22 protein-coding genes are annotated in these 20,919 nt (G+C 36.1%); 8 read left to right on the top strand and 14 right to left on the bottom strand.

The annotated features are described in order from the left end of the window. Nucleotides 1-10: 10 nt before the first annotated feature. On the bottom strand, nt 11-1,498 hold the full coding sequence (locus DAY19_RS14095) for a type II secretion system protein N (protein WP_115363568.1): 1,488 nt from the start codon (nt 1,496-1,498) through the stop codon (nt 11-13). A gap of 242 nt (nt 1,499-1,740) precedes the next feature. Here DAY19_RS14095 and DAY19_RS14090 point away from each other — a divergent pair, with 242 nt between their 5' ends. After that, nucleotides 1,741-3,507: an acyl-CoA dehydrogenase family protein gene (locus DAY19_RS14090; protein ID WP_158536922.1), complete on the top strand. Its 1,767-nt coding sequence runs from the start codon at nt 1,741-1,743 to the stop codon at nt 3,505-3,507. Between the two features lie 79 nt (nt 3,508-3,586). After that, the gene (locus DAY19_RS14085; RefSeq protein ID WP_115363564.1) at nt 3,587-5,251 is read left to right on the top strand and encodes a CRTAC1 family protein; all 1,665 of its coding nucleotides are present in this window, start codon (nt 3,587-3,589) and stop codon (nt 5,249-5,251) included. Nucleotides 5,252-5,279: 28 nt separating this feature from the next. Here DAY19_RS14085 and DAY19_RS14080 read toward each other — a convergent pair whose 3' ends face one another. From DAY19_RS14080 to DAY19_RS14065, 4 genes are all read right to left on the bottom strand, one after another. Then, nucleotides 5,280-5,888 carry a transposase gene (locus DAY19_RS14080; protein ID WP_115363562.1) on the bottom strand — a complete coding sequence of 203 codons (609 nt, stop codon included), beginning with the start codon at nt 5,886-5,888 and terminating at the stop codon, nt 5,280-5,282. Nucleotides 5,889-6,048: 160 nt separating this feature from the next. Beyond that, on the bottom strand, nt 6,049-6,558 hold the full coding sequence (locus DAY19_RS14075; RefSeq protein WP_115363554.1) for a YtfJ family protein: 510 nt from the start codon (nt 6,556-6,558) through the stop codon (nt 6,049-6,051). Between the two features lie 8 nt (nt 6,559-6,566). Next, nucleotides 6,567-6,917 carry a hypothetical protein gene (locus DAY19_RS14070; protein WP_115363551.1) on the bottom strand — a complete coding sequence of 117 codons (351 nt, stop codon included), beginning with the start codon at nt 6,915-6,917 and terminating at the stop codon, nt 6,567-6,569. Between the two features lie 3 nt (nt 6,918-6,920). Then, nucleotides 6,921-7,418 carry a hypothetical protein gene (locus DAY19_RS14065; RefSeq protein ID WP_115363549.1) on the bottom strand — a complete coding sequence of 166 codons (498 nt, stop codon included), beginning with the start codon at nt 7,416-7,418 and terminating at the stop codon, nt 6,921-6,923. A gap of 84 nt (nt 7,419-7,502) precedes the next feature. Between DAY19_RS14065 and DAY19_RS14060 the strand changes: the two genes are divergently transcribed. Both DAY19_RS14060 and DAY19_RS14055 read left to right on the top strand, forming a co-directional pair. Then, on the top strand, nt 7,503-8,180 hold the full coding sequence (locus DAY19_RS14060) for a hypothetical protein (protein WP_133296982.1): 678 nt from the start codon (nt 7,503-7,505) through the stop codon (nt 8,178-8,180). A 20-nt stretch (nt 8,181-8,200) separates the two neighbouring features. Beyond that, on the top strand, nt 8,201-9,223 hold the full coding sequence (locus DAY19_RS14055; RefSeq protein ID WP_115363545.1) for a CpaF family protein: 1,023 nt from the start codon (nt 8,201-8,203) through the stop codon (nt 9,221-9,223). Here DAY19_RS14055 and DAY19_RS14050 read toward each other — a convergent pair. The 3 genes from DAY19_RS14050 to deoC form a co-directional block, all read right to left on the bottom strand. Further along, a complete protein-coding gene (locus DAY19_RS14050; protein WP_115363543.1) occupies nt 9,220-9,492 on the bottom strand; it encodes a hypothetical protein in 273 nt (90 codons plus the stop codon). The genes DAY19_RS14055 and DAY19_RS14050 overlap by 4 nt on opposite strands. Nucleotides 9,493-9,574: 82 nt before the next feature. Further along, a complete protein-coding gene (locus tag DAY19_RS14045; RefSeq protein WP_133296981.1) occupies nt 9,575-9,874 on the bottom strand; it encodes a hypothetical protein in 300 nt (99 codons plus the stop codon). 73 nt (nt 9,875-9,947) lie between these two features. Then, nucleotides 9,948-10,628, bottom strand: a complete 681-nt coding sequence (gene deoC, locus DAY19_RS14040) for a deoxyribose-phosphate aldolase (RefSeq protein WP_115363538.1) — start codon at nt 10,626-10,628, stop codon at nt 9,948-9,950. Between the two features lie 63 nt (nt 10,629-10,691). Here deoC and DAY19_RS14035 point away from each other — a divergent pair, with 63 nt between their 5' ends. From DAY19_RS14035 to DAY19_RS14020, 4 genes are read left to right on the top strand one after another with little or no spacing between them, the layout of a single operon-like run. Then, nucleotides 10,692-11,645 carry a sensor histidine kinase gene (locus DAY19_RS14035; RefSeq protein WP_115363536.1) on the top strand — a complete coding sequence of 318 codons (954 nt, stop codon included), beginning with the start codon at nt 10,692-10,694 and terminating at the stop codon, nt 11,643-11,645. A 3-nt stretch (nt 11,646-11,648) separates the two neighbouring features. Continuing rightward, a complete protein-coding gene (locus DAY19_RS14030) occupies nt 11,649-12,326 on the top strand; it encodes a response regulator transcription factor (protein ID WP_115363534.1) in 678 nt (225 codons plus the stop codon). Nucleotides 12,327-12,342: 16 nt separating this feature from the next. Continuing rightward, nucleotides 12,343-13,110, top strand: a complete 768-nt coding sequence (locus DAY19_RS14025) for an enoyl-ACP reductase FabI (RefSeq protein WP_115363532.1) — start codon at nt 12,343-12,345, stop codon at nt 13,108-13,110. A 2-nt stretch (nt 13,111-13,112) separates the two neighbouring features. Next, nucleotides 13,113-13,889 carry an exodeoxyribonuclease III gene (locus DAY19_RS14020; RefSeq protein WP_115363530.1) on the top strand — a complete coding sequence of 259 codons (777 nt, stop codon included), beginning with the start codon at nt 13,113-13,115 and terminating at the stop codon, nt 13,887-13,889. A 54-nt stretch (nt 13,890-13,943) separates the two neighbouring features. Here DAY19_RS14020 and DAY19_RS14015 read toward each other — a convergent pair whose 3' ends face one another. The 6 genes from DAY19_RS14015 to hemC form a co-directional block, all read right to left on the bottom strand. Next, the gene (locus tag DAY19_RS14015; RefSeq protein ID WP_115363528.1) at nt 13,944-15,164 is read right to left on the bottom strand and encodes a M20/M25/M40 family metallo-hydrolase; all 1,221 of its coding nucleotides are present in this window, start codon (nt 15,162-15,164) and stop codon (nt 13,944-13,946) included. A 148-nt stretch (nt 15,165-15,312) separates the two neighbouring features. Continuing rightward, complete coding sequence (locus DAY19_RS14010) at nt 15,313-16,350, bottom strand: uroporphyrinogen decarboxylase family protein (protein WP_115363526.1); 1,038 nt, start codon at nt 16,348-16,350, stop codon at nt 15,313-15,315. A 17-nt stretch (nt 16,351-16,367) separates the two neighbouring features. Then, complete coding sequence (locus tag DAY19_RS14005) at nt 16,368-17,066, bottom strand: response regulator transcription factor (RefSeq protein WP_158536921.1); 699 nt, start codon at nt 17,064-17,066, stop codon at nt 16,368-16,370. Then, nucleotides 17,059-17,967: a sensor histidine kinase gene (locus tag DAY19_RS14000; RefSeq protein ID WP_115363522.1), complete on the bottom strand. Its 909-nt coding sequence runs from the start codon at nt 17,965-17,967 to the stop codon at nt 17,059-17,061. Before DAY19_RS14000 ends, DAY19_RS14005 begins: the two co-directional genes overlap by 8 nt. A 7-nt stretch (nt 17,968-17,974) precedes the next feature. Next, nucleotides 17,975-19,246, bottom strand: a complete 1,272-nt coding sequence (locus tag DAY19_RS13995; protein WP_115363520.1) for a glutamate-1-semialdehyde 2,1-aminomutase — start codon at nt 19,244-19,246, stop codon at nt 17,975-17,977. 3 nt (nt 19,247-19,249) lie between these two features. Continuing rightward, nucleotides 19,250-20,794: a hydroxymethylbilane synthase gene (gene hemC, locus DAY19_RS13990; RefSeq protein WP_158536920.1), complete on the bottom strand. Its 1,545-nt coding sequence runs from the start codon at nt 20,792-20,794 to the stop codon at nt 19,250-19,252. Nucleotides 20,795-20,919 lie beyond the last annotated feature (125 nt).

Genomic DNA, 20,919 nt, shown 5'->3' with positions numbered 1-20,919 from the left:
TCCCTATGATTTAATCAACAAAGTTATAATTAAAGCTTTGGTGAACGCCATTGCGTTTGATACCTAATTCGTAATAGTCCGTAGACTTAATTTTTCCAAACATTCCCATAATCTGGTTCATGTTATTTATTTTTGCGCCGTTGATTTCGCAAATAATGTCATCATTTTGAACATTCAGGTAAGAGTAGATTGACCCTGGCTTTACCTGTGTCATTTTAAAACAAAGTGAACCATCAGGATTCTTAATTGTAATGGCCTTAGCTTGAGTCAAAACATCACCAATATTACTTAGTAGTTGATCTCTTAATTGCTTCTTGATCTTAAAGTTATTACCTTCAACTTTAATATCTTTATTGAATTCAGGCATCACATCCTTTGCTCGACTAGGAGGAAGGATCTTTGTTTTTGTTTTACGTGCAAAACGTCTCGCACGATCATCTACATTTTCAATATATTCACATTCACCTGAGCGAAGGTTTTTAAAGATAACCTTTTGACGTGAAATATTTCCAATCTCTGCAATATTATCAATCTTACTTCCAATCCTAACGTTTAAACGCTTTCCTCGGTTTGTGATACTTGCAACAGACTTTTTATTATTTTGTAGAACAACTGTGTTAATTAGTTTCAAGCCAAGCTTTGATTCCGCTTCGGCGCTACGACAAACTTTTATAATATTGCGTGGCTTCTTAGGCTTATCTTCAACTTTTTCGTTCTTATCCTCTTGGATATTGAAAGGATTATAATTTCTTATATTAGCAATAGGACGATTATACTCATATGTTTGTGGACGACTAAATGTTGTCTGAATTGAAGAGCCTTCACCTTTATCTTTTAAATAGAGAGCGGCCATCTTTCCAACTTGATAGAGTAGGACGAAGCTAATGGCCAAGATAAAGTAACGATGTACTTGTGGACGATTCTCTGAACTAAGTAAGTTTGGTAGAAAGTATTGTGGCCCACTTAGTTGTTGCTTGCCTTTCTTTCCTGTTACATTAGCTGTTGAGAGCTCATCTCTTTTTGATTTGATACGATCAAGCATACGTTGCATTACGTTGTACTTATTTGCATCTTCATCTTCTTCTATTTCATCTTCTTCTATTTCATCAACTTCAAGCTCATCGTCGTCTTCAGAGTCATGAGAATCATTATTCTTTTTTAATTTATTTTTTAATTTGCTTAAGAAGCCAGCGCTTTGCTCATCATCTGCTGATAGGTCATCAATATAGACTTCTAACGTTGGATCTTCCACCGCTGGGGGAGTTGGAGGAGTATCCTCTTCTTCGACTTCTAGATGATCTTCACCATCAAGTTCCTCATACACTTCTTCGTACTCTTCATTATCGAAGTCTGCTTCTACTTCTTCCTCATCTTCATATTCTTCGTATTCATCAGATGGAGGTGTCTCAGGAAGATTTTCACTAGTGTACTCAGCATCATCCTGATCCTTCGACAGTTTCGATTTAATTTTTGAAAAGAATCCTTTCTTTTTCGTCATTCAATTTCTTCTTGAAAGTTTTTATATTTTAATACCTTATAGTATTTTAAGGTTGTTTACCCAAAGCATCAACCATTGATATATCTGGTAAGATTTTTCTTAAGGAAAGCAGAGCGTTGTGCTCGGATAATCATAATATCTGTTTACTTTGCGTATTTGACAATTGTCGTGCTAAAATGTCAGGGAATTCTAGTCAATCAATACTCTAATATAGTTAGAAGGATTTAAAAAAGGACTTAATGATGAGTGAAGAGAAACAAATGATGGACTCCATTGTTGGAGACCTGTTCTTTGGTGAAGTTAAAGAAGAAAACGTTTTTCCATTTCCAGGTTTTACTGAAGAGCAGCAAGACTTTGGTCGCGAAATGGTTAACGCTGTTAGTAAATTCTGTGAAGATGCACTAGACTGCGAAAAAATGGATGAAGAGTCCGTTATTCCTGATGAAGTTATGAAAGGGCTAGCTGAACTAGGTCTTTTTGGTATGGGTGTTAACGAAGATCTAGGTGGTCTTGGTTTAGATTACACTCTATATAGTCGTGTTTTTGCTGAAGTTGCTGCATTTGACGGCGCTGTTGCAACAATGATTGGTGCACACCAGTCAATTGGTTATCGCGCACTTCTTAACGAAGGAACAGAAGAGCAAAAAGCAAAGTGGCTTCCACAACTTGCTACAGGTGAAAAGTTAGCATCATTTTGTCTAACTGAGCCAGGGTCTGGTTCTGATGCTTATTCTATTAAGACTAAGGCCGTTGATAATGGTGATGGTACTTATACATTAACTGGACAAAAACTTTGGATTACGAATGCTGGAACAGCAGAGTTCTACTCAGTATTTGCTAAAACTGATCATGAAATTGATGGAGAAACAAAAGAGAAAATCTCTTGTTTCATCGTTGAAAAAGGTATGGAAGGTGTCTCTTTTGGAGAAAAAGAGAAGAAGATGGGGATCAGGGCCTCTGAAACTCGCGCCGTATACTTTGATAAAGTAATTGTTCCAAAAGAAAATATCATTGGTGAGCTTGGAAAAGGTTTCAAGATTGCTATGAACGTTCTTAACTCTGGACGTCTATCACTTGGTGCTGGTTGTGTCGGTGGTATGAAGACTCTACTAAAGATGGCAACTGAGCACGCTAAAGGGCGTAAGCAATTTGGTGCACCAATTGCTGAGTTTGGTTTAATCCAAGATAAACTTGCTCTTATGGCAGCAAGAATTTATGCAACTGAATCAATCGTTTACATGACGACTGGAAATATGTGTAAAGGTCTTAAAGATTATTACTTAGAGACAGCTGTTTGTAAGGTTTATGGTTCTGAAGCACTATGGGAAGTATGTGATCAAGCAATGCAAATTGCGGCCGGTAACGGTTATATGAAAGAGTATCCTTATGAAAGATATATGCGTGACTCACGTATTAATATGATTTTTGAAGGAACAAATGAAATTCTTAGAATCTTCCTTGCTCTTTCTGGTATTAGAAATCCTTCTGAAAGTATGAAAGAGTTAGGTAAAGCGGCAGACGTTTCTAAAGCACTACAAGATCCAATTAAATCAGTTGGTGTACTAACAAACTTTGCACGTGGTCGTTTCTCTAAAATGATTGGTCAACGTCTTATTACTAAGCAACATGAAAAGCTAGATAAAGAAGCAGGGAAGTTTAACTCTCTTCTTGGTCAATTTGCGATTCAAGTTGAAAATACACTAATGAAGTACGGTAAGAATATTATTGGAAATGAGCTTCCACAAAAGAGAATTGCTGAAATGGCAATGAATCTTTATGTAATGCTTGCAGTAATTTCACGTACAACTTCTATTTTAAACAGTGAAAAAGTTGATCAGGCCAAGAAGGACTATTGTCTTAACCTTGCTCGTGTAGCACTAAAAGATGCTAGAGCAGTAGTTGTAACAAATCTTAAGTCAATGACAAATCACGATGATAAGATTGTTAAAGCAACTTCAGATATGGTTTGTGATAATGATGGTTACGGATTAGACATTATTAACTTCTAATTTCTCTAAAAAAATATTTTTCACAAATATTGGCCCTAGTTATTTGCTAGGGCCTTCTTTTTTCTATTATCATATAGGTATGAAAATTCACTACTTATTAGTCTTCGCTTTATTATTTAGTGCTTGCTCTTCTTTTAATAAGAAGAAAAAAGAAGTCAAAAGAAAGCGTGCAAAAATTAATTACGGCCCACAGAAGAAATCATCTGCATTTATTGATGTGACTCAGAAGGTTGGCCTTGCAAATATCGAAGCTTCTCGTGTTTATATTTATGATATCAATAGTGATGGGCTTGAAGATTTAGTTTTTCTAAGTGGGAATTATTCAACAGCTCAGTTCTATTTGGCCACAAAGAGTGGAGAATTTGTTAAGGCGAAGAATATTTACTTTGAGGATGATGTTCAAGCAACGTTTTTTCAGTTTTCTGATTTTGATAAAGATGGAACGACAGATGTATTAGTTGGGCTTCACAATCAAAAATCGGCCTTAACGAAAAAACCAATCTCTATTTATTTGGGAAATAAGTCTCGCGGAAATAGTATTATTTTTAGAAAGGCACATGAATTTAAATTTGATTTCATCGCACCTATTACTAATGTAAACGTCTTTGATTACGATAATGATGGTGAATTAGATATGTTTGTTGCAAGTTGGTTTGACCGTCGTAACAAGGGGAAACCTGTTGCAAACCGACTATTTACGGCCAAGAAGAAAAAAGTCTATGAAATATCAGGGGCCTTAACTTCTGAACTGGCAATGCGAGGTGATGAAGAGTATAACGTCGCACCTACATTCTCATCTAGTATCTGTGATATCAATAATGACGGATATCCGGATATTCTAACTAGTAATACCGCCGGCTATCCTAATAAACTTTGGCTTTCAACTGAGCAGAATAAAGTTTTAAAATATGTGGATTATGGACCTCAATCTGGTTATGCCATGGATAGTATTACCAGTGGTGGACGTTTTAATGGTGGTAATTCAACCTTTGCTATTTGTGGTGATTACAATAATGATGGTTATTATGATATTGCCATGGGAGAGGTCTCAAAGTCTCTTGATCTCGACTATCGTGACCGTTCAAGTATCCTGACAAATAGAGGTCTTAAAAAGATTTCATTTTTAAGAACAGAATATACAAATGATGGTGCACTTACTAATTGGAACCAAGGTGATATGCGCGGACTTTGGAGTGATCTTAATAATGATGGCCTCATTGACCTAATTGTTGATAATTCGGGGTTTCCCCCGCACACAAGACTCGTTAGCTTTGTACAAGAAAATGATCACGAATTAGTAAACCGCTCAAAAGATTACGGTATTGATATTGTAAACCCAAGCTCAACTGTAGTCTTTGACTACAATGGTGATGGAAGAAATGATCTTTTAACAATTCAAGTTAATACCAGAGATGCACGCATTAAGCCGCGTGTTTATCTTTTTGAAAATAATTTACCACAGAAGAACTTTATTAAGTTGAAGCTTGAAGGTAAGAGGTCTAACTATGATGCAATCGGTGCAAAGATTATTGTTGTCACAGATAAAGGTCGTACACTAACGCGTCAACATTATTTTTCATATGGACAATTCCAACCACAAAACTCATCGATTGTTCATATCGGCCTTGGAGATGAAAAGGTTAGTGAAGTCATCATTGAATGGCCTTATCGCTTAAAAAGTGGAAAGAAGCTTCGAAGAAGTTATCCTGTTATAATGAATGATTTAACATTGATTAAAGAATAGGTGCCATGCACCTTTTGTTTCGCAACTGCTAAAGAATTCTCCTTGAAGATTGGTTTACTATCGGTTTATAGACTGGTTTTTGCAGCGACTGTCTTGTTTGGTCTGTCGCTTTTTTATCTTCAAGGTTTACCCATTTTAAAAAAGACGTTTTATCTCCATATATCGGGTCTTTCAATTTGAAACCAAGATTTTGGTTGTTTATATAATGGTAGAGTGAAGAAAACTCATATTCTTCACAAAGGCTTGAAAGGTCTTTCCTCAACGGATTTTGATATATATAGCGTAGAACATTTAAGTAATATTTTTGATCTTTTATTAATGACCACTTATATCGATCACCAAAGATACGGTTTATTCTTCCTGTATATTTTCTGATAAGTTTGCTTAGGTGAGAGTTAAAAAAGAACATAAACTTATCAAGATCACTATTTGGGGTCCATATCATTAAATGATAGTGATTTGACATTAGGACGAATGATTGAATTTCTACTGGATGATGAAGATTTGCATAATTTATTGATTTCATACAAAAAGACCAGACAATAGGCATGGGAATATCAAACCATTCCTTATTATTAGTTCTTATTGTTACATGATAAGGACAAGTATTCGTTCTTATTAAAGATTTTCTTGGCATAAAATGATTAATAGTGCCCAATGAAAATGTTGTATATATGTTTTATGAAGGTAGTTGAAGTTTTTCAGTATTGAAACATAAGTATTAAGAAAAAAAATAAAAAAAGACTTCTGAAGAGAAGTCTTTTAGCAGTTGCGAAACAAAAGGTGCATGGCACCCTTTAGAGATTATTTTTGATTAAAGAGATCATCTCTTTTACTTGCTTATCACTGGCCTTTCCATTGATTTTATAAATGATATTTCCGGCCTTATCAAAAACAATAATATTAGAATCATCATCTTTTACAATTCCGTCCCATTTTTTTACGACGACTTTTTCTAGGTCTTTAACATATAATGTATTAGGGTACTTCTTTTGCTTATCTTCAAGAGCACCTTCTAGGATTGAGTTAGGTAGCCAAGTTGCATCCATATTGATTACGGCAACTGAAGCGTATTTTTTTAGGTCAAATTTTTCAGCGGCCAGTGCTTCAGAAGCATGGTTATTTAAGTCTTTCTCATCTGGATCAACATAGAATAGTACGTGTACTTTGCCTTTTAGCTCTTTTGAAGACCAAGCATTCCCATTTAAGCGTCCGCCATTATCTCCTGAAATTTCTACTACTGGTGGTCTAATTGCAAATGATGCCACACTTGAAAATAGTAGTGCCCCTAAAATCAACTTCTTCATAACCTCTCCTAATCGATAAATGTTTTATTGAATATTTGCTTAATATTCTTATTAAATTTTGAATCTTTCTTTAGCGTATGCTTAAGTATTTTCGTTCTTAAAGTATCGTTATATTCAACTAATTCCTGCATCAACTCGTCAAACTGATTTAATTCAATCACATTTGGGATACGTGTTTGAAAGAAGTCCTTTAGTTGTTTGATTCGATTTTTTTCAATGTCCAAAAAATTCGTCAGCTTATGTCCTTCTTGTCCATTATCGCTTCTCTTTTGAACCGGCGCAAACTCTTCTCCTAACACTTTTCGGATATGTTGATCAATTTTCTTAGCATCGTTATTATCATTATTGTCGTCGTTCATACTTTATCCCTTGGCCTCTTCTTCAAGAATTTTTAGAATCTTTTCAAGTTTACTTCCTTCCTTGGCCAATGATTTAATAATTCTTTGAGATGAGATTGTGCGAGAGAACTCGTCTAAGCATAGCTGAACATCTTCATTTCTTATGTTAGATGCTGAGATATCGATGAAGTCCAGTATTTTTTGTTCCTTAGTCGTAGGTCTCGTTGCTTCAAATTGATAATAGCTTGGGAGCTCTTCTATACTTTTGAAGATTGGAAACTTAGTCCAAATATCTTCGATATCGGAAATAATATAAAAAGGGTAAGGAAACTTAGGTGATAAGTTTTCCTCTTCCATAACATTGGAGAGAAGGCCAAGTAACTTGATAAGACGATCTCTTTTAAGGCGAGAAGCATCAAGGTAAACCGGTTGATGGCCAACACGATAATGTTTTAAATTTGCCTTGATTTCCACTTTATCAATGGACTTCAATTTGAATTCTTCAAGAATAGGAGTTTTCATTTAATTATTATAACAGTTTCTTGTGTTATTGATAAAGCGAATATAAGTCTGGAAAGTGATGGAAATCTCATTTATCATAGGTATATGGAATTGGATTACATAGAACTTCCCGAGGCATTTTGTCAGTTACTCATCAGTAACGTATCAAGCTCAAGTCAGACCTCTGTGGATCTTCAAAAATATATTTATCAATCACCGGCCATGGCAAGAATTCTCTATCGAGTTTTAAATGCTGGTGAAGAGACAGACCTCACTTCACTTATTAAGAAGTTTGGATGGCATGGGATTCGTGATCGTTTATTGGCCTATTATATAAACTTCTTAGAAAATAGTAATCATCCTCATTCAGTTTTAGTTGATAGTGTTGATGATATTACAAATCTAGAAGCTAGGTTTCGTGATAAAACAGTAAGTGGATATTCTAGACTAATATCTCTTGGCTTTTATTTAAAAGTCTCTTGTTATGAACAAGACTTAAAGTCATTGGATGAGCATCCTTATTTTCCATCTCGTAAAATCGATCAATTAATGGCCTCTGTTACAAATCGAAATATAAGAATTGATATTCTGATTTTGATGCTTGTGCATTTCTTAAAGTTTCTAGGTGAAGAAAAGCTTTTTGGATTAATAAAGGCCAAATCAAGCTTTGATATGATTGAGACTATGCTCGAACCAAATCAGAAACAATTACTACAAAAGAATTTAATAAATTATGCGCTTAGTATTGGGGATCTCGAACTAGTTGCGGCTAAGACTGTTTAGGATTCATTTAAAGGAAATATATGACTGAAAATAGTATTTGGAAAATGTTAGATGATCTATCAACAAAACGAGGGATCTCTGAAATTGTCATTAATGGACCAAATAGTGTTTTTGTTGAAAGGGCCGGAGAGTTCATTGGCCTAAATGTGAATATTAATAAAAAAGATATTCTCGACTTTGCTACAGAAGTTGCAATTTTTAATAAGAAAGAATTCTCAAATAATGATCCTATCTTAGATGGCCGTCTACCAGATGGCTCACGTGTTAATATTATTAGTGAACCATTTGCCTCAAGTGGTACATCCATAACAATTAGAAAATACCTCTCAAATAACTTTGAGCTCGAAAAACACGGAGCTCTCTTTAATATTCCTGAAAATGTCGTTCCATTTCTTATGGCCTTAATGCGCTCAAGAAAGAATATTCTAATCTCTGGTGGAACAGGTTCTGGAAAGACGACTTTTATGAATATGCTTTTAAAAGAAGTTGATCAAGGAGAGAGAATTATTACCATTGAGGATACTATTGAGCTTGTTTTAAAACAGCCAAACTCTGTTCGTCTTGAGGCGGGGCTTGATAAGAATATCTCAATGAGTGAGCTCGTTAAAAATACTCTACGAATGAGACCTGATCGAATTATTGTTGGTGAGGTTAGGGGAGCTGAGACTTTTGATATGATTCAGGCGATGAATACTGGCCACGATGGAAGTATGACTTCAATCCATGCGAACTCACCTGTCGAGTGTCTACAAAGAGTTGAGTCTCTCTTTCTAATGTCAGGCTTTGATCTGCCATATCATGTAGTTAGACGTTATATCTCCACGGCCGTTGATTATATTATTCAATTAGGACGCGGTGAGAATGGAAGACGTAAGGTTACTCAGATCATGGAAGTAAATTCTATGGAAGGTAATCACATTCTAACAACTTCAGTTTTTGAGACTGAAAATGATGAATTAATCTTCAGTGGAGCAGTTCCTTCAAGTGCTAATGATCTCCAGCATAAAGGGGATTTAGAAATCAATTATTGGAATACTCTTTAATTCACTATCATTGTCGCATCAATCTTAGTGAAAATATTCTCATTCATCTCATCGGAGTGAATTGCCGTGATGAGACAATGATGGTCGATATCTAAAATAAAAGCAGCGATGGGAGTAATGATCAAGGACTCATGAGAGCCTTTGGCCTTTAGTTTCATTGCGGCTTCGCTGAGTTTAAATAAGTCCCTATCATTTAATTCAATCTGACGCTGAGACATTCTCTTTTGTGCATGTTTTGAAATTGATAATTGATTAATGACTCTTTCCATACAAACCTTCCATGGTTATTGTTAAAGTCATTTTGCCACCTTGCCCATTATTAGCGGTAGGTGGGAAGCGGTAAAGAAAAGCTTATAATTTCTTTAGCTCTTTTAATTCCATGAGAATTCCAAGCTGTTGATGACGTAAGCTTAGACATTTTGATTGAAAGTAGTAATTTCTCGTTTGATTAAAAAGTGAATTGATTTGTTTTTTAAGGTCCTTACCAACCTTCTTGGTTCCAACCTCATTAACAACTTTCTTAATTCTTATGAACTCTCTTGTGTTCTTATAAGCAATATTCTGATCTTGTTGTTCGCAACTTGCGAGGCTCTGTAATGAAAAGATTGTTGTAACTAAGGTAAGCGTGGTGAAAAGGAAAGCTTTAAACATTCGATCTCCGGCTAGATTGAGTAGCATCTTGCTACTTATCTATCAATACCATAAGAACGCGTCTACTTACACCTTAGTAAGAAGATGTTGTGTTTTTTTCACCATTCATAATCGCAATTCCAGAACTTGTTCCAAGTCTTGTCACACCCATTTCGATGTATTTTATTGCGTCTTCGTAACTTCTAACACCACCAGATGCCTTTACCTCACAGCGTTTCTGGGCCTCTTCTAACATAATTTCAACAACTTCTGGTGTTGCCCCTGAGGAAGAGAAACCAGTTGATGTTTTTATAAATTTTGCACCAGCATCGATGGCCGCATTTGTGGCCAAACGGATTTCCTTTTCATTCAATAGGCATGTTTCAAATATAACTTTTACTGTCTTCTCTCCAGCTTGTGCAAGAACTGCTGCAATATCACTTTTTATATAGTCAATTTCGCCTTCTTTAAGCTTTCCAATATTTAAGACCATATCAATTTCACTGGCACCTTTTGCGATGGCATCTTTTGTTTCAAACGCCTTTGCCTCAGTTGTCATGGCGCCTAATGGAAAACCAATAACAGTACAAATCATGGATCTTTGCGGGTCAAGATGCTTCTTTGCTTCTTCAATACGAGAAGGGTTAATACAAATTGACTTAAACCCATATTCATTGGCTTCAGTACATAACTTCTTTATCTGAGCAGCACTTGCTTCTGGCTTTAAAAGAGTGTGGTCAATATACTTTGCAAGATTTTGGATTTTTGATTCCATTTTGTCCTCATTATTAAACATTTTTCCTTAACTTATAGTGCCAATAATTGCTAAAATTTGCAAATGGCACGTCAAATTAGGGGACCTGTATTTTTACATCCCGTCTTTATTTTTATTTCATCCCTTGTAGCTCTTGGGGTTTCATTATACCTCTATATTTCTTCATATTTAGAAGTTAACGAGAAGCTAACGATATTTGTTGAAAAGTCTGGGATTCAACTCGTACAATTTCAGCAAACTCAGACCTGGGTTATGATCCTGGTCTTATCAATTCTTGTTACTTTGATTATCTTAGGCTTTAGTTTAGTTTTTTATTACTATCAAAAATTACGTCAGCTCTATCGTATGCAACAAAACTTTATTAACGGTTTCACGCATGAACTAAAGACACCTGTTGCTTCTATAGGGATATTTATCGATACCTTAAAGAAACATGAATTTCCTCGCGAAAAACAAATGGAGTACTTAGATGTTATGCGCCAAGATACGGAGAGACTAGGCGATAATATCGAACAAATCCTTCAGCTTGGACGAATTGAAGAGAAGAAGGTCGAGCCAGACGTGAGACTGATTGGGGTTCGTACGGCCATTGAAGAATTTCTTGATAGAAATAAGCATAATTTTAAAGATCTTCAGGTTAGTTATCTTCATCTTGAAGAGGATGCTTTTATTGATTTTGATCCGAAGCTCTTTGATATTTTACTGATGAATATTTTTACCAATGCGATTCGATATAATAGTAAAGCTCAGAAGAAAGTTGAGGTTATTTTTCAAAAATCTAAAAACTTTGGAGAGTTATTCTTTGTCGATAATGGTGATGGTGTTGAAGAAAAAGAATTAAAGAATATATTTAAAAAGTTTTATCAAGTTGGTAGATCCTCTAAGGGCAGTGGTGTTGGTCTTTATATGGCCACTCAGATTATGAAAATTCACTCTGGTAGAATCACTGCTTCTAGTGAAGGTAAAGGCAAGGGTCTAACTTTGAAATTGTCATTAAAACTACATAAGAAGGATTAGATTATGAGTCATATTTTACTTATTGAAGATGAGGAGAATATTGCAAAGGGAATCATCCTAAATTTAGAACTAGAAGGATTTGAAGTTACTCATGCTGCCCGTGGTGATGAGGCCATTGAGATCTATGAGCAAAAGAATTTTGATTTGGTGGTTCTTGATCTAATGTTGCCTGGACTAAGTGGTGAGGATATTCTTGTCAAAATTCGCGATGTAAATGAGAAGACACCTGTTTTAGTGCTATCTGCTAAAGATAGTAGTAAATCTAAAGTACGCTGTTTTAATTTGGGGACAGATGATTATCTGGCAAAACCATTTAACCTCGATGAGTTTATTTTAAGGGTTAAAAGGCTTCTCAAACGATCAAGTTGGACAAAGAAAGAAGTCGAAGTTTATAAGTTTGGAAATAATGAGATTAACTTCTCAGACTTTAAAGCCTATTCAAATGAACAGGAATATTCACTGACTGAGCAAGAGGCTAAGATTTTGACACTTTTAACTCAAAATGAAGGAGAAGTGGTAACGCGCGGTGAGTTACTTGAGTTATTGGGCTACAAAAAGGATTCAAATACTCGTACAATTGACAACTTCATTGTACGTTTTAGAAAATACTTTGAAGAAAATCCAAAGGAACCTAAACATATTATTAGTATCCGCTCTGTCGGCTACAAGTTTGTTAAATAAAGTAATGGAGATATAAATGGGAATTTTAGAAGGAAAGAAAGTTCTAGTCCTAGGCCTTGCAAATGATAAGTCAATTGCATGGGGAATTTCAAAACAAATGAAAGAGCAAGGAGCACGTCTTGCATTTTCATACTTAAACGAAGCTCTACAAAAAAGAGTTGAACCACTGAGCGAAGAAATTGGTGGAGAGTTTACATTTGAGTTAGATGTTCAAAATGAAGAGCATATGACTAAGATGGCAGAAATCGTAAAAGAGAAATGGGGTGATGTTGATGTTATCGTTCACTCACTAGCATTTGCAGATAAAACAGATCTTAAGGATCGTTTCCATAAAACAAGCCGTGAAGGTTTTAAAATGGCACAAGATATCTCAGCTTACTCACTTTTAGGTGTGTGTAATGTTCTTAAGCCACTTATGGCAAAAGATTGCTCTGTTATCGCTCTTACTTACCATGGATCAGTAAAAGTTCTTAATGGTTATAACGTAATGGGTGTTGCAAAAGCATCTCTTGAATCAACAATGAGATATCTTGCTGATGATTTAGGCCCAGAAGGGATTCGAGTAAATTGTATCTCTGCAGGTCCAATTAGAACTCTTGCAGCATCTGGTGTACCAGGGCTAAAAGGATTCTTAAATGACGTTGAAGAGAAGTCGCCACTTCGTCGCAATGTAACTCAAGAAGATGTTGGTGGAGCTGCTGTGTTCTTAGGTTCACGCCTTGCAAATGGTGTAACAGGACAAGTTCTTTACGTTGATTCTGGTATCTCGATTTTAGGAGCCTAGTTTTGACTAAGATTTCAAGTTGGAACGTTGCAGGTCTTAGGGCCTGTGAGAAAAAAGGTTTTTACGATTGGTATTTAGAAGATGATTCAGATGTAATTTGTCTCCAAGAGACAAAGGCACTACCTGAGCAATTAAGTGATCGCCTAAATAATCCTGATAATCACGAAGTGTTAATAGCACCTGCGGAAAGAAAGGGATATTCAGGTGTGGCCACTTGGGTACGCAAAGGAATCAATGTTAAGCACACGGTTGGACTTGGAATACCTGAGTTTGATTGTGAAGGACGTACCATCATTTCAGAATTTGATGATTATATCCTCTTTAATTGTTACTTCCCAAATGGACAAAGAGATCACGCAAGAGTTCCATATAAGATGGACTTCTGTCGTGCTGTTGCAGATAAAGCTTTAAAGCTTAAGAAGAAGACAAAGAAAGAAGTTGTGATCTGTGGTGACTACAACACTGCTCATACTGAAAATGATCTTGCTAATCCAAAAACAAATAAGAAGACGACAGGTTTTCTTCCTATTGAGCGTGAATGGATGGATGAGTTTAAGGCCCAAGGCTTTACTGATCTTTTCCGTGAATTCACTTCTCCAGAAGAAAATGGCCACTATACTTGGTGGACTTATCGAAGCAATTGTCGTGAACGAAATGTTGGTTGGCGTATTGATTACTTTTGGTCAACTGATGAATTTGTTTCAAGAGTAGAGAATTGTTGGCATCAGCCAGATGTAATGGGAAGTGATCACTGTCCATTATCGATTGAATTTAAGTAATAAAAAAGCCAGCTAATGCTGGCTTTTTTTATATTAAAGTTGAGAGATCTGAAATTATCTATCAAGTTCAATGACAAATGATAGGGCAAGCTTAGCAAATTTAAGTGCATGATCTGCTGTTCCACCCATGTAATCTAGAGTATCACGTGATGTGTGAATTCTTCCATTCATTTCACGCTTACGAGTTTCAAATGGTGTCGAAGCTGGAAATCCTTGAGCTGTCCACGAAGCATGGTCTGAACAAGCATATCCACAAGTATCACGTCCCCAAGTTAATTCTGGAAGATATGTATCAATCAGAGATCCTAGGAAGTTATTTTGTGCTTCATTAGTATAGTCAGTAATAATCGTAATATCGTCGTTAGAGTTATTGAAGTTTGTCATATCAAGTTGCATGACACCAACAACACTTTTTCCTTCACGCTTGTGAGTTTGTGCAATATCTTTAGATCCAAGAAGTCCAACTTCTTCTGCTGCATAGGCCATGAATTTAATTGTCTTCTCTGGTTGATAACCACTTTGAGCTAAAACCTTTAAAACCTCTGTTACAGTTGCTGTTCCTGAAGCGTTATCATCTGCACCTGGTGCGTGAGCATTTGTACGTCCCCACCAACCAGCAATAGAGTCAGCATGTCCACCAATTACGATAATATCATCTGATTTACCTTTAATTGTTGCAATTACTGATGGTTGAGGGAATCCTGAATGATTAAAGAATTCAACACTGATGTCATTTCTGTGTGCCGTTAGGCTCGTCCAGTGATCCTTAAGCCATTGTTGTGATTGAACACCTGTTTCTGACTTATAATAACGATTATGGAAGCTAGACATCTTTTCAATAACACCTCTAATTGAGCTTTCCTGTGCTTTTGAAATAGTATCTCTTACAAGATCTTCTTGGTTAAGAGTGTAGTCGGCAACAAGTGAACTATAGTCTTGCTGTCCTTTCATATTTTCTTGAGATTCTTTAACGAATTTTAATGCTTCTTCTTTTGTTTGAAATGCGAAGTATCCACCACATCTTTTATGTTCTTCGTGGGCAAGGTGAGAAATTTCAGCTCGCTCTTCCATTCTTTTTGTTTTTGCAATAACAAGATCTTTTTCAACTTTAATAACATCAAGTTGCATTTCAGAGTGTAGACTCTGAGTTGATGTGAATAGGTCTTTTCCTGTTACAATGTAATTATGCTCGTGATTCCCGTTTAGATCTTGGGCAAAAGAATTAATTGTTAAAAGAGACAGTCCTGCTACTAATACCTTTTGTGTAAATTTCATTCAACCTTCCTTGGTCAATTTTATCTATTAACTAAACAAGTTTATGGCCAAACAACTGATTAAAATAGCGATAGATTCTATTATATTCTTACATAGAAGCTGTAAGGGCCTTGTATTAGGAGAGTTTGGGCGCTATGCGCCCAAACAATTAGTATTGAAACTTACTTTGAATTAATTCGACACTTTTTCTCACGTTTTCTTGGTCAATCCACTGAAGACAACCGTGTCCAAGTCCACAAATCCATTTATTCATCGGAGCATTGGCCGTTTGGAGTGACTCGTAAAGCCCCATCCATTTCTTTTCTAGAGTTTCCCATGGAAGCCCTAAGTATGCTGGTTCAAGGTTTCCTTGAATATAGTAGTCGTTACCTAGAGTGTTTAGAACATGACCAAGATCATGTCTCCAATCAACACCAAGAACATCAATATTATCGTCCTCGATTGCTTGTAGATAACGAAGGTGAGTCATTTTAGAATAGTAGATGACTTTTTTATTTGGGAATTCTTTTTTGAATTCTGCTGTAACTCTCTTGAGTACAGGAAGAACGATCTGAGTATAATCTTCGTAGTTTAACTCACCAGAAGCAGTGTCAAATAAGCACATAGCATCTGCTCCACCTAGGGCCTGAGCACGCATCTCACCAAGAAGTTCTGGGATAAGTAACTCGACAAATGCATCCCAACGACCATCATAAAGACCTAGCTTTGAGCTATAAAGTGATCCAGCATGAGATCCTTCAACAGCATAAGTGTATAGAGTGAAAGGAGCACCAACAAATCCTAGAAGAGTCGTTGTATTTGGTAGAGTCTCTTTTAAAAGTGTACAGGCTTCACCTTGGAATTTATAAAAGTTCTCTGCTGTATCAAGAAATTTTAGCCCTTTAATATCAGCTACAGTTTCTAGTTTCTTTTCTAATTTAGGTCCTGGTGCATATTTTAGTCCCATTCCCATTTGCTCAAGAGGGAAAAGTAGATCTGAAAATAAGATGGCCGCATCAAATTTAAAGTCATTGATAGGACCCATTGTTACTTCACATGCTAGCTCTGGTTGCTTGCATAATTCCATAAAAGTATTCTTCTTTTTCATTCCTTGGTAATGATCGTGGTAGCGTCCAGCTTGACGCATAAACCATACAGGTACAAATTCTTTTCCGTTTTCACTTTTGCGATCGTTAAATAATCCCATCTCTTAATCCTTTTTGATTATTTATTAATAATCAATTTATAGCCAATTCCACGAACACTTTGAATCTCTAGGGAGTTCTTGGAGTCGCTCTCGGCCCACTTTCTAAGTTTAACAATATAATTATCCACTGTTCGTTGAGAAGGGAACTTGTCTTCACCCCAGACTTTCTCAATAATAAGATCCCTCTCTACAGCTTCGTTCTTTTTCTTTAATAAAATCTCAAGAATTGCGCATTCTTTTTGCGTTAAATTAATTATTTTTCCTTCACCATCTTGAACTTCAAATCTTTTTGGCCAAATCTTTAAGTCACCAATAATAATTTCATCATCTAATGAATCAATTGTAGTTTTAAAGCTAAGAAGACGATCAAGCCTAATTGTTAGCTCTTTTAAAGCAAATGGCTTTGTTATATAGTCTTCTCCACCTGCTTCAAATCCTTCAACCTTCGTTTGAGGATCATTAAGGGCAGACAAGAAAAGAAGTATGAAGTCTCTTCTTTCTTTTCTAAATTCTTTTGCTAATTCGATTCCATTACCATCAGGTAGACCAATATCCATAAGAATGATATTTGGGCCAAATTGTTCAAAATAATATCTCGCATCTTTGACATTTTTTGCAAGTTTACATTGATGACCAACATCTTCTAAGTACTCACTAAGAGTATCACCAAGGTTATTATCGTCTTCTACGACTAGTATCTTTCCGAAGTTACTCATTTTCTTCCTCGGCTTTTGAAAGTGGTAGAGATATCTTAAAGATAAGCCCATTCTCCTTCGTAATATCTAAACTTCCATGCATACGACTTATTAACTTTCTTGATAGATAAAGCCCTATTCCAGAGCCTTTTGTTGACTCATGTTTATAAAAGAGATTTCCAAGTTTGTTAATTTCACCATTAAAAGTACCTTTGTCTTGGTATGTAATAATGGCCTTATCTTCAAGGGTAGTAATTGTTATGGAAACATCTTTCGAGTTCGTATGTGAAATCGTATTTTCTAAAAGATTTTTGAATATAATACTTAGGGCAAACTCATCAGCACTTACACTAACTTCCTCAGCACCGTCTTCTAGTTCAACATTAAGTTTTGAAGAGTAATCTGACTTTACAATATTAGCGATAAAGTGAGTGATGTCCACATCAACAAAGTTAAGATTTCCACCTCTTTCTAATCTCGAAAGTTGAAGGATTTTATCCATTTGATTCTCAAGTCGAATGGTATCCTCAATTAGGCGATTCGTTAATTTTTCTAATCTTTGGTTTTCTATTCCATCAACTTCGTCTTTAATGACTTCCGATTGAAGCTTGATACTAGCAAGTGGCGTTTTAAGCTCATGTGTAAGACCTGCAAAAAAAGCCGTAATAGATCGATTCTTTCTTTGGTCGCGTATAAATAGGAGAGTATGTGAAACTACTAGAACTAGAATTAGCACTAGAAAGGTTGTCCCTTCCCATTTTATAAGTGAGCCAATATTTAGGTCTTCTGTAACATTTAAGCTACTGAGGCGGTCACTAAGCTTAAAAATTAAATAAAGCCACCAAACTCCAAAAAGAAAGATTAGGCCACTTGTGATGGCCGATACAATGAAAAATGGTGATGATGACTTCTTAAGTTCCAAGGTCTAACTAGCTCCAAAGTCTCTTTTCGAGGTCTTTTGCAACATCTTCGTCGTGAGCAAGTGAGCCAAAACCAACTTCATATGCATTAGGTGAGAGATAAATCCCTTTTTCTAATAGTAGTTCAAATAATGGAACAAAGTCTTCACCGATATTTCCTGGAATATTACCAACTGACTTTATCTTATCTCCTGGAACAATCCAAAATAGAGAAGAGTGGTGGATAATATTATAATTTGAAAACTGTCCATCGTTATACTCAGCTAGCCATTTCTTAAAGATATTTACAATTCTTAGAGTGTTTTGTTCTAGCTTTTCGTAATTTTCCTTTGTCATCTGCTTAAGCGTCTCAAGCCCTCCAACCATTGCAAGTGGGTTGGCACTTAAAGTACCTGCTTGATAAACACCACCAACTGGAGCAAGGTGTTCCATTATCTCTGTTTTCGCTGCTAGAGCACCAACTGGAAGACCACCACCGATAACTTTTCCGTAAGTTACGATATCTGGTGTGATTCCTGTAAGCTCGGCCATTCCACCAAAGGCAACACGGAAACCAGAAATAACTTCATCAAAGATTAAAAGAGCATCATTTGCTTTTGTGATATCGCGAAGTCCTTGTAGGAATTCTTGATCTTGAATAAGAAGTCCATTATTAGCTGGTAGAGGCTCAACGATAATTGCTGCAATTTCATCTTTGTGGTCTTCAAAACATTTTTTTACACCATCAAGATCTTCTAGTTCTAGAATTAGAGTATCGTCAGCTACACCTTTTGGTACACCTAATGAAGATGACTCTGCTGCTCCAGCAAGACCTGAACCTGCTTTAATTAACATGGCATCAACGTGTCCGTGGTAACAACCGTTAAATTTAATGATTTTATTTTTCTTTGTTACACCTCGAGCAAGTCTTAAAGCTGTCATAACCGCTTCAGTACCAGAGTTCACAAATCTGATTTGATCAACGTGTGGTAGACGAGAAAGTAGGTATTCAGCAAGGTCAACTGAGTATGGCTCACAAGCTCCGTAGCTCCAACCACGACCAAGGGCCTGGGTCAATTTTTCTTTTACTGCTGGATTTTGGTGTCCAAGAACGAGGGGACCAAAGCTCATGCAAAAGTCGATATAGTCTTTACCCTCAATATCAGTAAAGTATGCACCATTTGCGCTCTTGAAAAACTTAGGAGTTGACTCCATTCCCTTGAAAGATCGAACAGGTGAGTGAACTCCTCCTGGAACCATCTTCTTACTCTTTTCAAAAATCTCTGTGTGTAAATTACTCATTATTTATTCCTTTTCTTTTTTTTGCTTCATCCAGTTTTTAAATTCTTCCATTGATGTGAATGGACGAACTGTAATATCTTCTTTTGATAATTGTTCAAAAGTCTTTCCAAGCCCACAAGCATGGAACTTATTCTTTATTTCTGGAATATGTTGTGTATAAGTTTTATATTGTGAGAAGCTTGTCCAAAAGAAGACATCACATTGTCTTAATTCGTCCATAAATCCTTCACGAACGTCATTCGTACTTTTTTCGTAAGCTTCCATAATCTGGCCGTAGTCAGAATATGAGTCCTTATGAGTTAGAATGGTTAATTCTTCTTTTGGCCCATTCATCACTTCAATTGCTTTGGAATCACGAATTTTATCTAGATATGCTTCACCTAAACTGTCACAGCTTCCATGAACCCATTGACCATTCCTAGCAAGTAGTCTCCAAGTTGAAAGTCCTGCCGTATAAACTGCCTTACCGTGGTTTTTGAATAGGTTTGCACCGTAACGAGCAGAAACAAGAAGATCATTATTAGGAATAATTGCTTTCTTAAGCGATTCCTTATTTATTAATTCACAATAAATATATTCATCTTCTCTGTGATCAGCGTGAGGAAGACCGATGAAGGCGCGCTCTTTCTTTTCTGGAGAAGGAAAGCTTCCTTCAAGATGTCTCTCAAAGATAACTTTGTCATCTACTTTACCTTTATGAGTATGAACGTAGTAGTCGCCTTTTTTAGTAACGTTAATTCCAACTGCTAAGTGACAACCTCCACCATAGCTTGCAAAGGCCTGGCGTTCACGACTTACTTCACTAACTGTATCTTTATCTTGAAGCTGTTTTAACTTTGCTTCTAATTCACCATTATCATCACGTCCTTCAAGGCATTCAATTCCTAGAGCACCTTGAGATGCCGCTGCTGGGAATTGGCTATGAGGCATAACCATAAAAGTCATATCTTTTAAAAGTGGCTCGAGCTCTTTTCTCGATGACTCAGTGATTGCAAGTCTTTCAATCCCAGGCATCGCAAGAACGATGGCATGATAATTACCATCTCTTAATTTTTGTAGGCGTGAGTTTACATTTCCTCTAAGCATCTTTGTCGTAACTTTTACGTTCTCTCCATATGGAAGATATTCAGCAAGTGAGCTTTCGATATTTGTAATTCGTCTTGGTGATGATGTTCCAACAACAAATTCTTTAATTTCTTTGCACATTAATTGGCTTACAGTTTCCTCTTTAATAAAGAGAATATCGTGAGCGTAATCTCTTTTTGTAATGGCCGCTAATTTAATACCTTCAGGCCTATCACTTCCAAGGTCTTTATAAGAGTGAACCACCATATCAATTTCTTTATTTAAAAGGGCCGCATCAAGTTCTTTAGTAAAAAAGTCTTTACCTTCAAGTTGCCAAAGAGGCTTGTCTGTAACCTGATCTCCTTGAGTTTTGATAACCTTTAGCTCGAACTGATCTCCAGTTAATTCTTCTAATTGATCTTTAACTTGATTACATTGTGTAAGTGCTAAAAGAGAACCGCGTGTTCCAATGATGTACTTCAAAATATATCCTTGTGTTTAGATGTGAGTCTGTAAATTACAATACTTAACTTACTTTTTTGTCATGAATTTGTCATTAAAAGTGGGGTAAAAACAACGTGTGCGCTATGTGTTAAGAGGTGGTAGTG

This window comes from Halobacteriovorax vibrionivorans (genome assembly GCF_003346865.1).
Taxonomy (GTDB): Bacteria; Bdellovibrionota; Bacteriovoracia; order Bacteriovoracales; family Bacteriovoracaceae; genus Halobacteriovorax_A; species Halobacteriovorax_A vibrionivorans.
This window is presented reverse-complemented; position numbering and strand designations above follow the sequence as displayed.

Excerpts from the sequence above, each read along its gene's own strand:
- DAY19_RS14055 (WP_115363545.1), top strand. The coding sequence starts at position 8,201 with ATGACTGAAAATAGTATTTGGAAAATGTTAGATGATCTATCAACAAAA.
- DAY19_RS13995 (WP_115363520.1), bottom strand. The coding sequence starts at position 19,246 with ATGAGTAATTTACACACAGAGATTTTTGAAAAGAGTAAGAAGATGGTT.
- deoC (WP_115363538.1), bottom strand. The coding sequence starts at position 10,628 with ATGGAATCAAAAATCCAAAATCTTGCAAAGTATATTGACCACACTCTT.
- DAY19_RS14060 (WP_133296982.1), top strand. The coding sequence starts at position 7,503 with ATGGAATTGGATTACATAGAACTTCCCGAGGCATTTTGTCAGTTACTC.
- DAY19_RS14095 (WP_115363568.1), bottom strand. The coding sequence starts at position 1,498 with ATGACGAAAAAGAAAGGATTCTTTTCAAAAATTAAATCGAAACTGTCG.
- DAY19_RS14030 (WP_115363534.1), top strand. The coding sequence starts at position 11,649 with ATGAGTCATATTTTACTTATTGAAGATGAGGAGAATATTGCAAAGGGA.
- DAY19_RS14050 (WP_115363543.1), bottom strand. The coding sequence starts at position 9,492 with ATGGAAAGAGTCATTAATCAATTATCAATTTCAAAACATGCACAAAAG.
- DAY19_RS14070 (WP_115363551.1), bottom strand. The coding sequence starts at position 6,917 with ATGAACGACGACAATAATGATAATAACGATGCTAAGAAAATTGATCAA.
- DAY19_RS14015 (WP_115363528.1), bottom strand. The coding sequence starts at position 15,164 with ATGAAATTTACACAAAAGGTATTAGTAGCAGGACTGTCTCTTTTAACA.
- DAY19_RS14005 (WP_158536921.1), bottom strand. The coding sequence starts at position 17,066 with ATGAGTAACTTCGGAAAGATACTAGTCGTAGAAGACGATAATAACCTT.
- DAY19_RS14045 (WP_133296981.1), bottom strand. The coding sequence starts at position 9,874 with ATGTTTAAAGCTTTCCTTTTCACCACGCTTACCTTAGTTACAACAATC.
- DAY19_RS14025 (WP_115363532.1), top strand. The coding sequence starts at position 12,343 with ATGGGAATTTTAGAAGGAAAGAAAGTTCTAGTCCTAGGCCTTGCAAAT.
- DAY19_RS14035 (WP_115363536.1), top strand. The coding sequence starts at position 10,692 with ATGGCACGTCAAATTAGGGGACCTGTATTTTTACATCCCGTCTTTATT.
- DAY19_RS14075 (WP_115363554.1), bottom strand. The coding sequence starts at position 6,558 with ATGAAGAAGTTGATTTTAGGGGCACTACTATTTTCAAGTGTGGCATCA.
- DAY19_RS14085 (WP_115363564.1), top strand. The coding sequence starts at position 3,587 with ATGAAAATTCACTACTTATTAGTCTTCGCTTTATTATTTAGTGCTTGC.
- DAY19_RS14090 (WP_158536922.1), top strand. The coding sequence starts at position 1,741 with ATGAGTGAAGAGAAACAAATGATGGACTCCATTGTTGGAGACCTGTTC.
- DAY19_RS14080 (WP_115363562.1), bottom strand. The coding sequence starts at position 5,888 with ATGCCAAGAAAATCTTTAATAAGAACGAATACTTGTCCTTATCATGTA.
- DAY19_RS14010 (WP_115363526.1), bottom strand. The coding sequence starts at position 16,350 with ATGGGATTATTTAACGATCGCAAAAGTGAAAACGGAAAAGAATTTGTA.
- DAY19_RS14065 (WP_115363549.1), bottom strand. The coding sequence starts at position 7,418 with ATGAAAACTCCTATTCTTGAAGAATTCAAATTGAAGTCCATTGATAAA.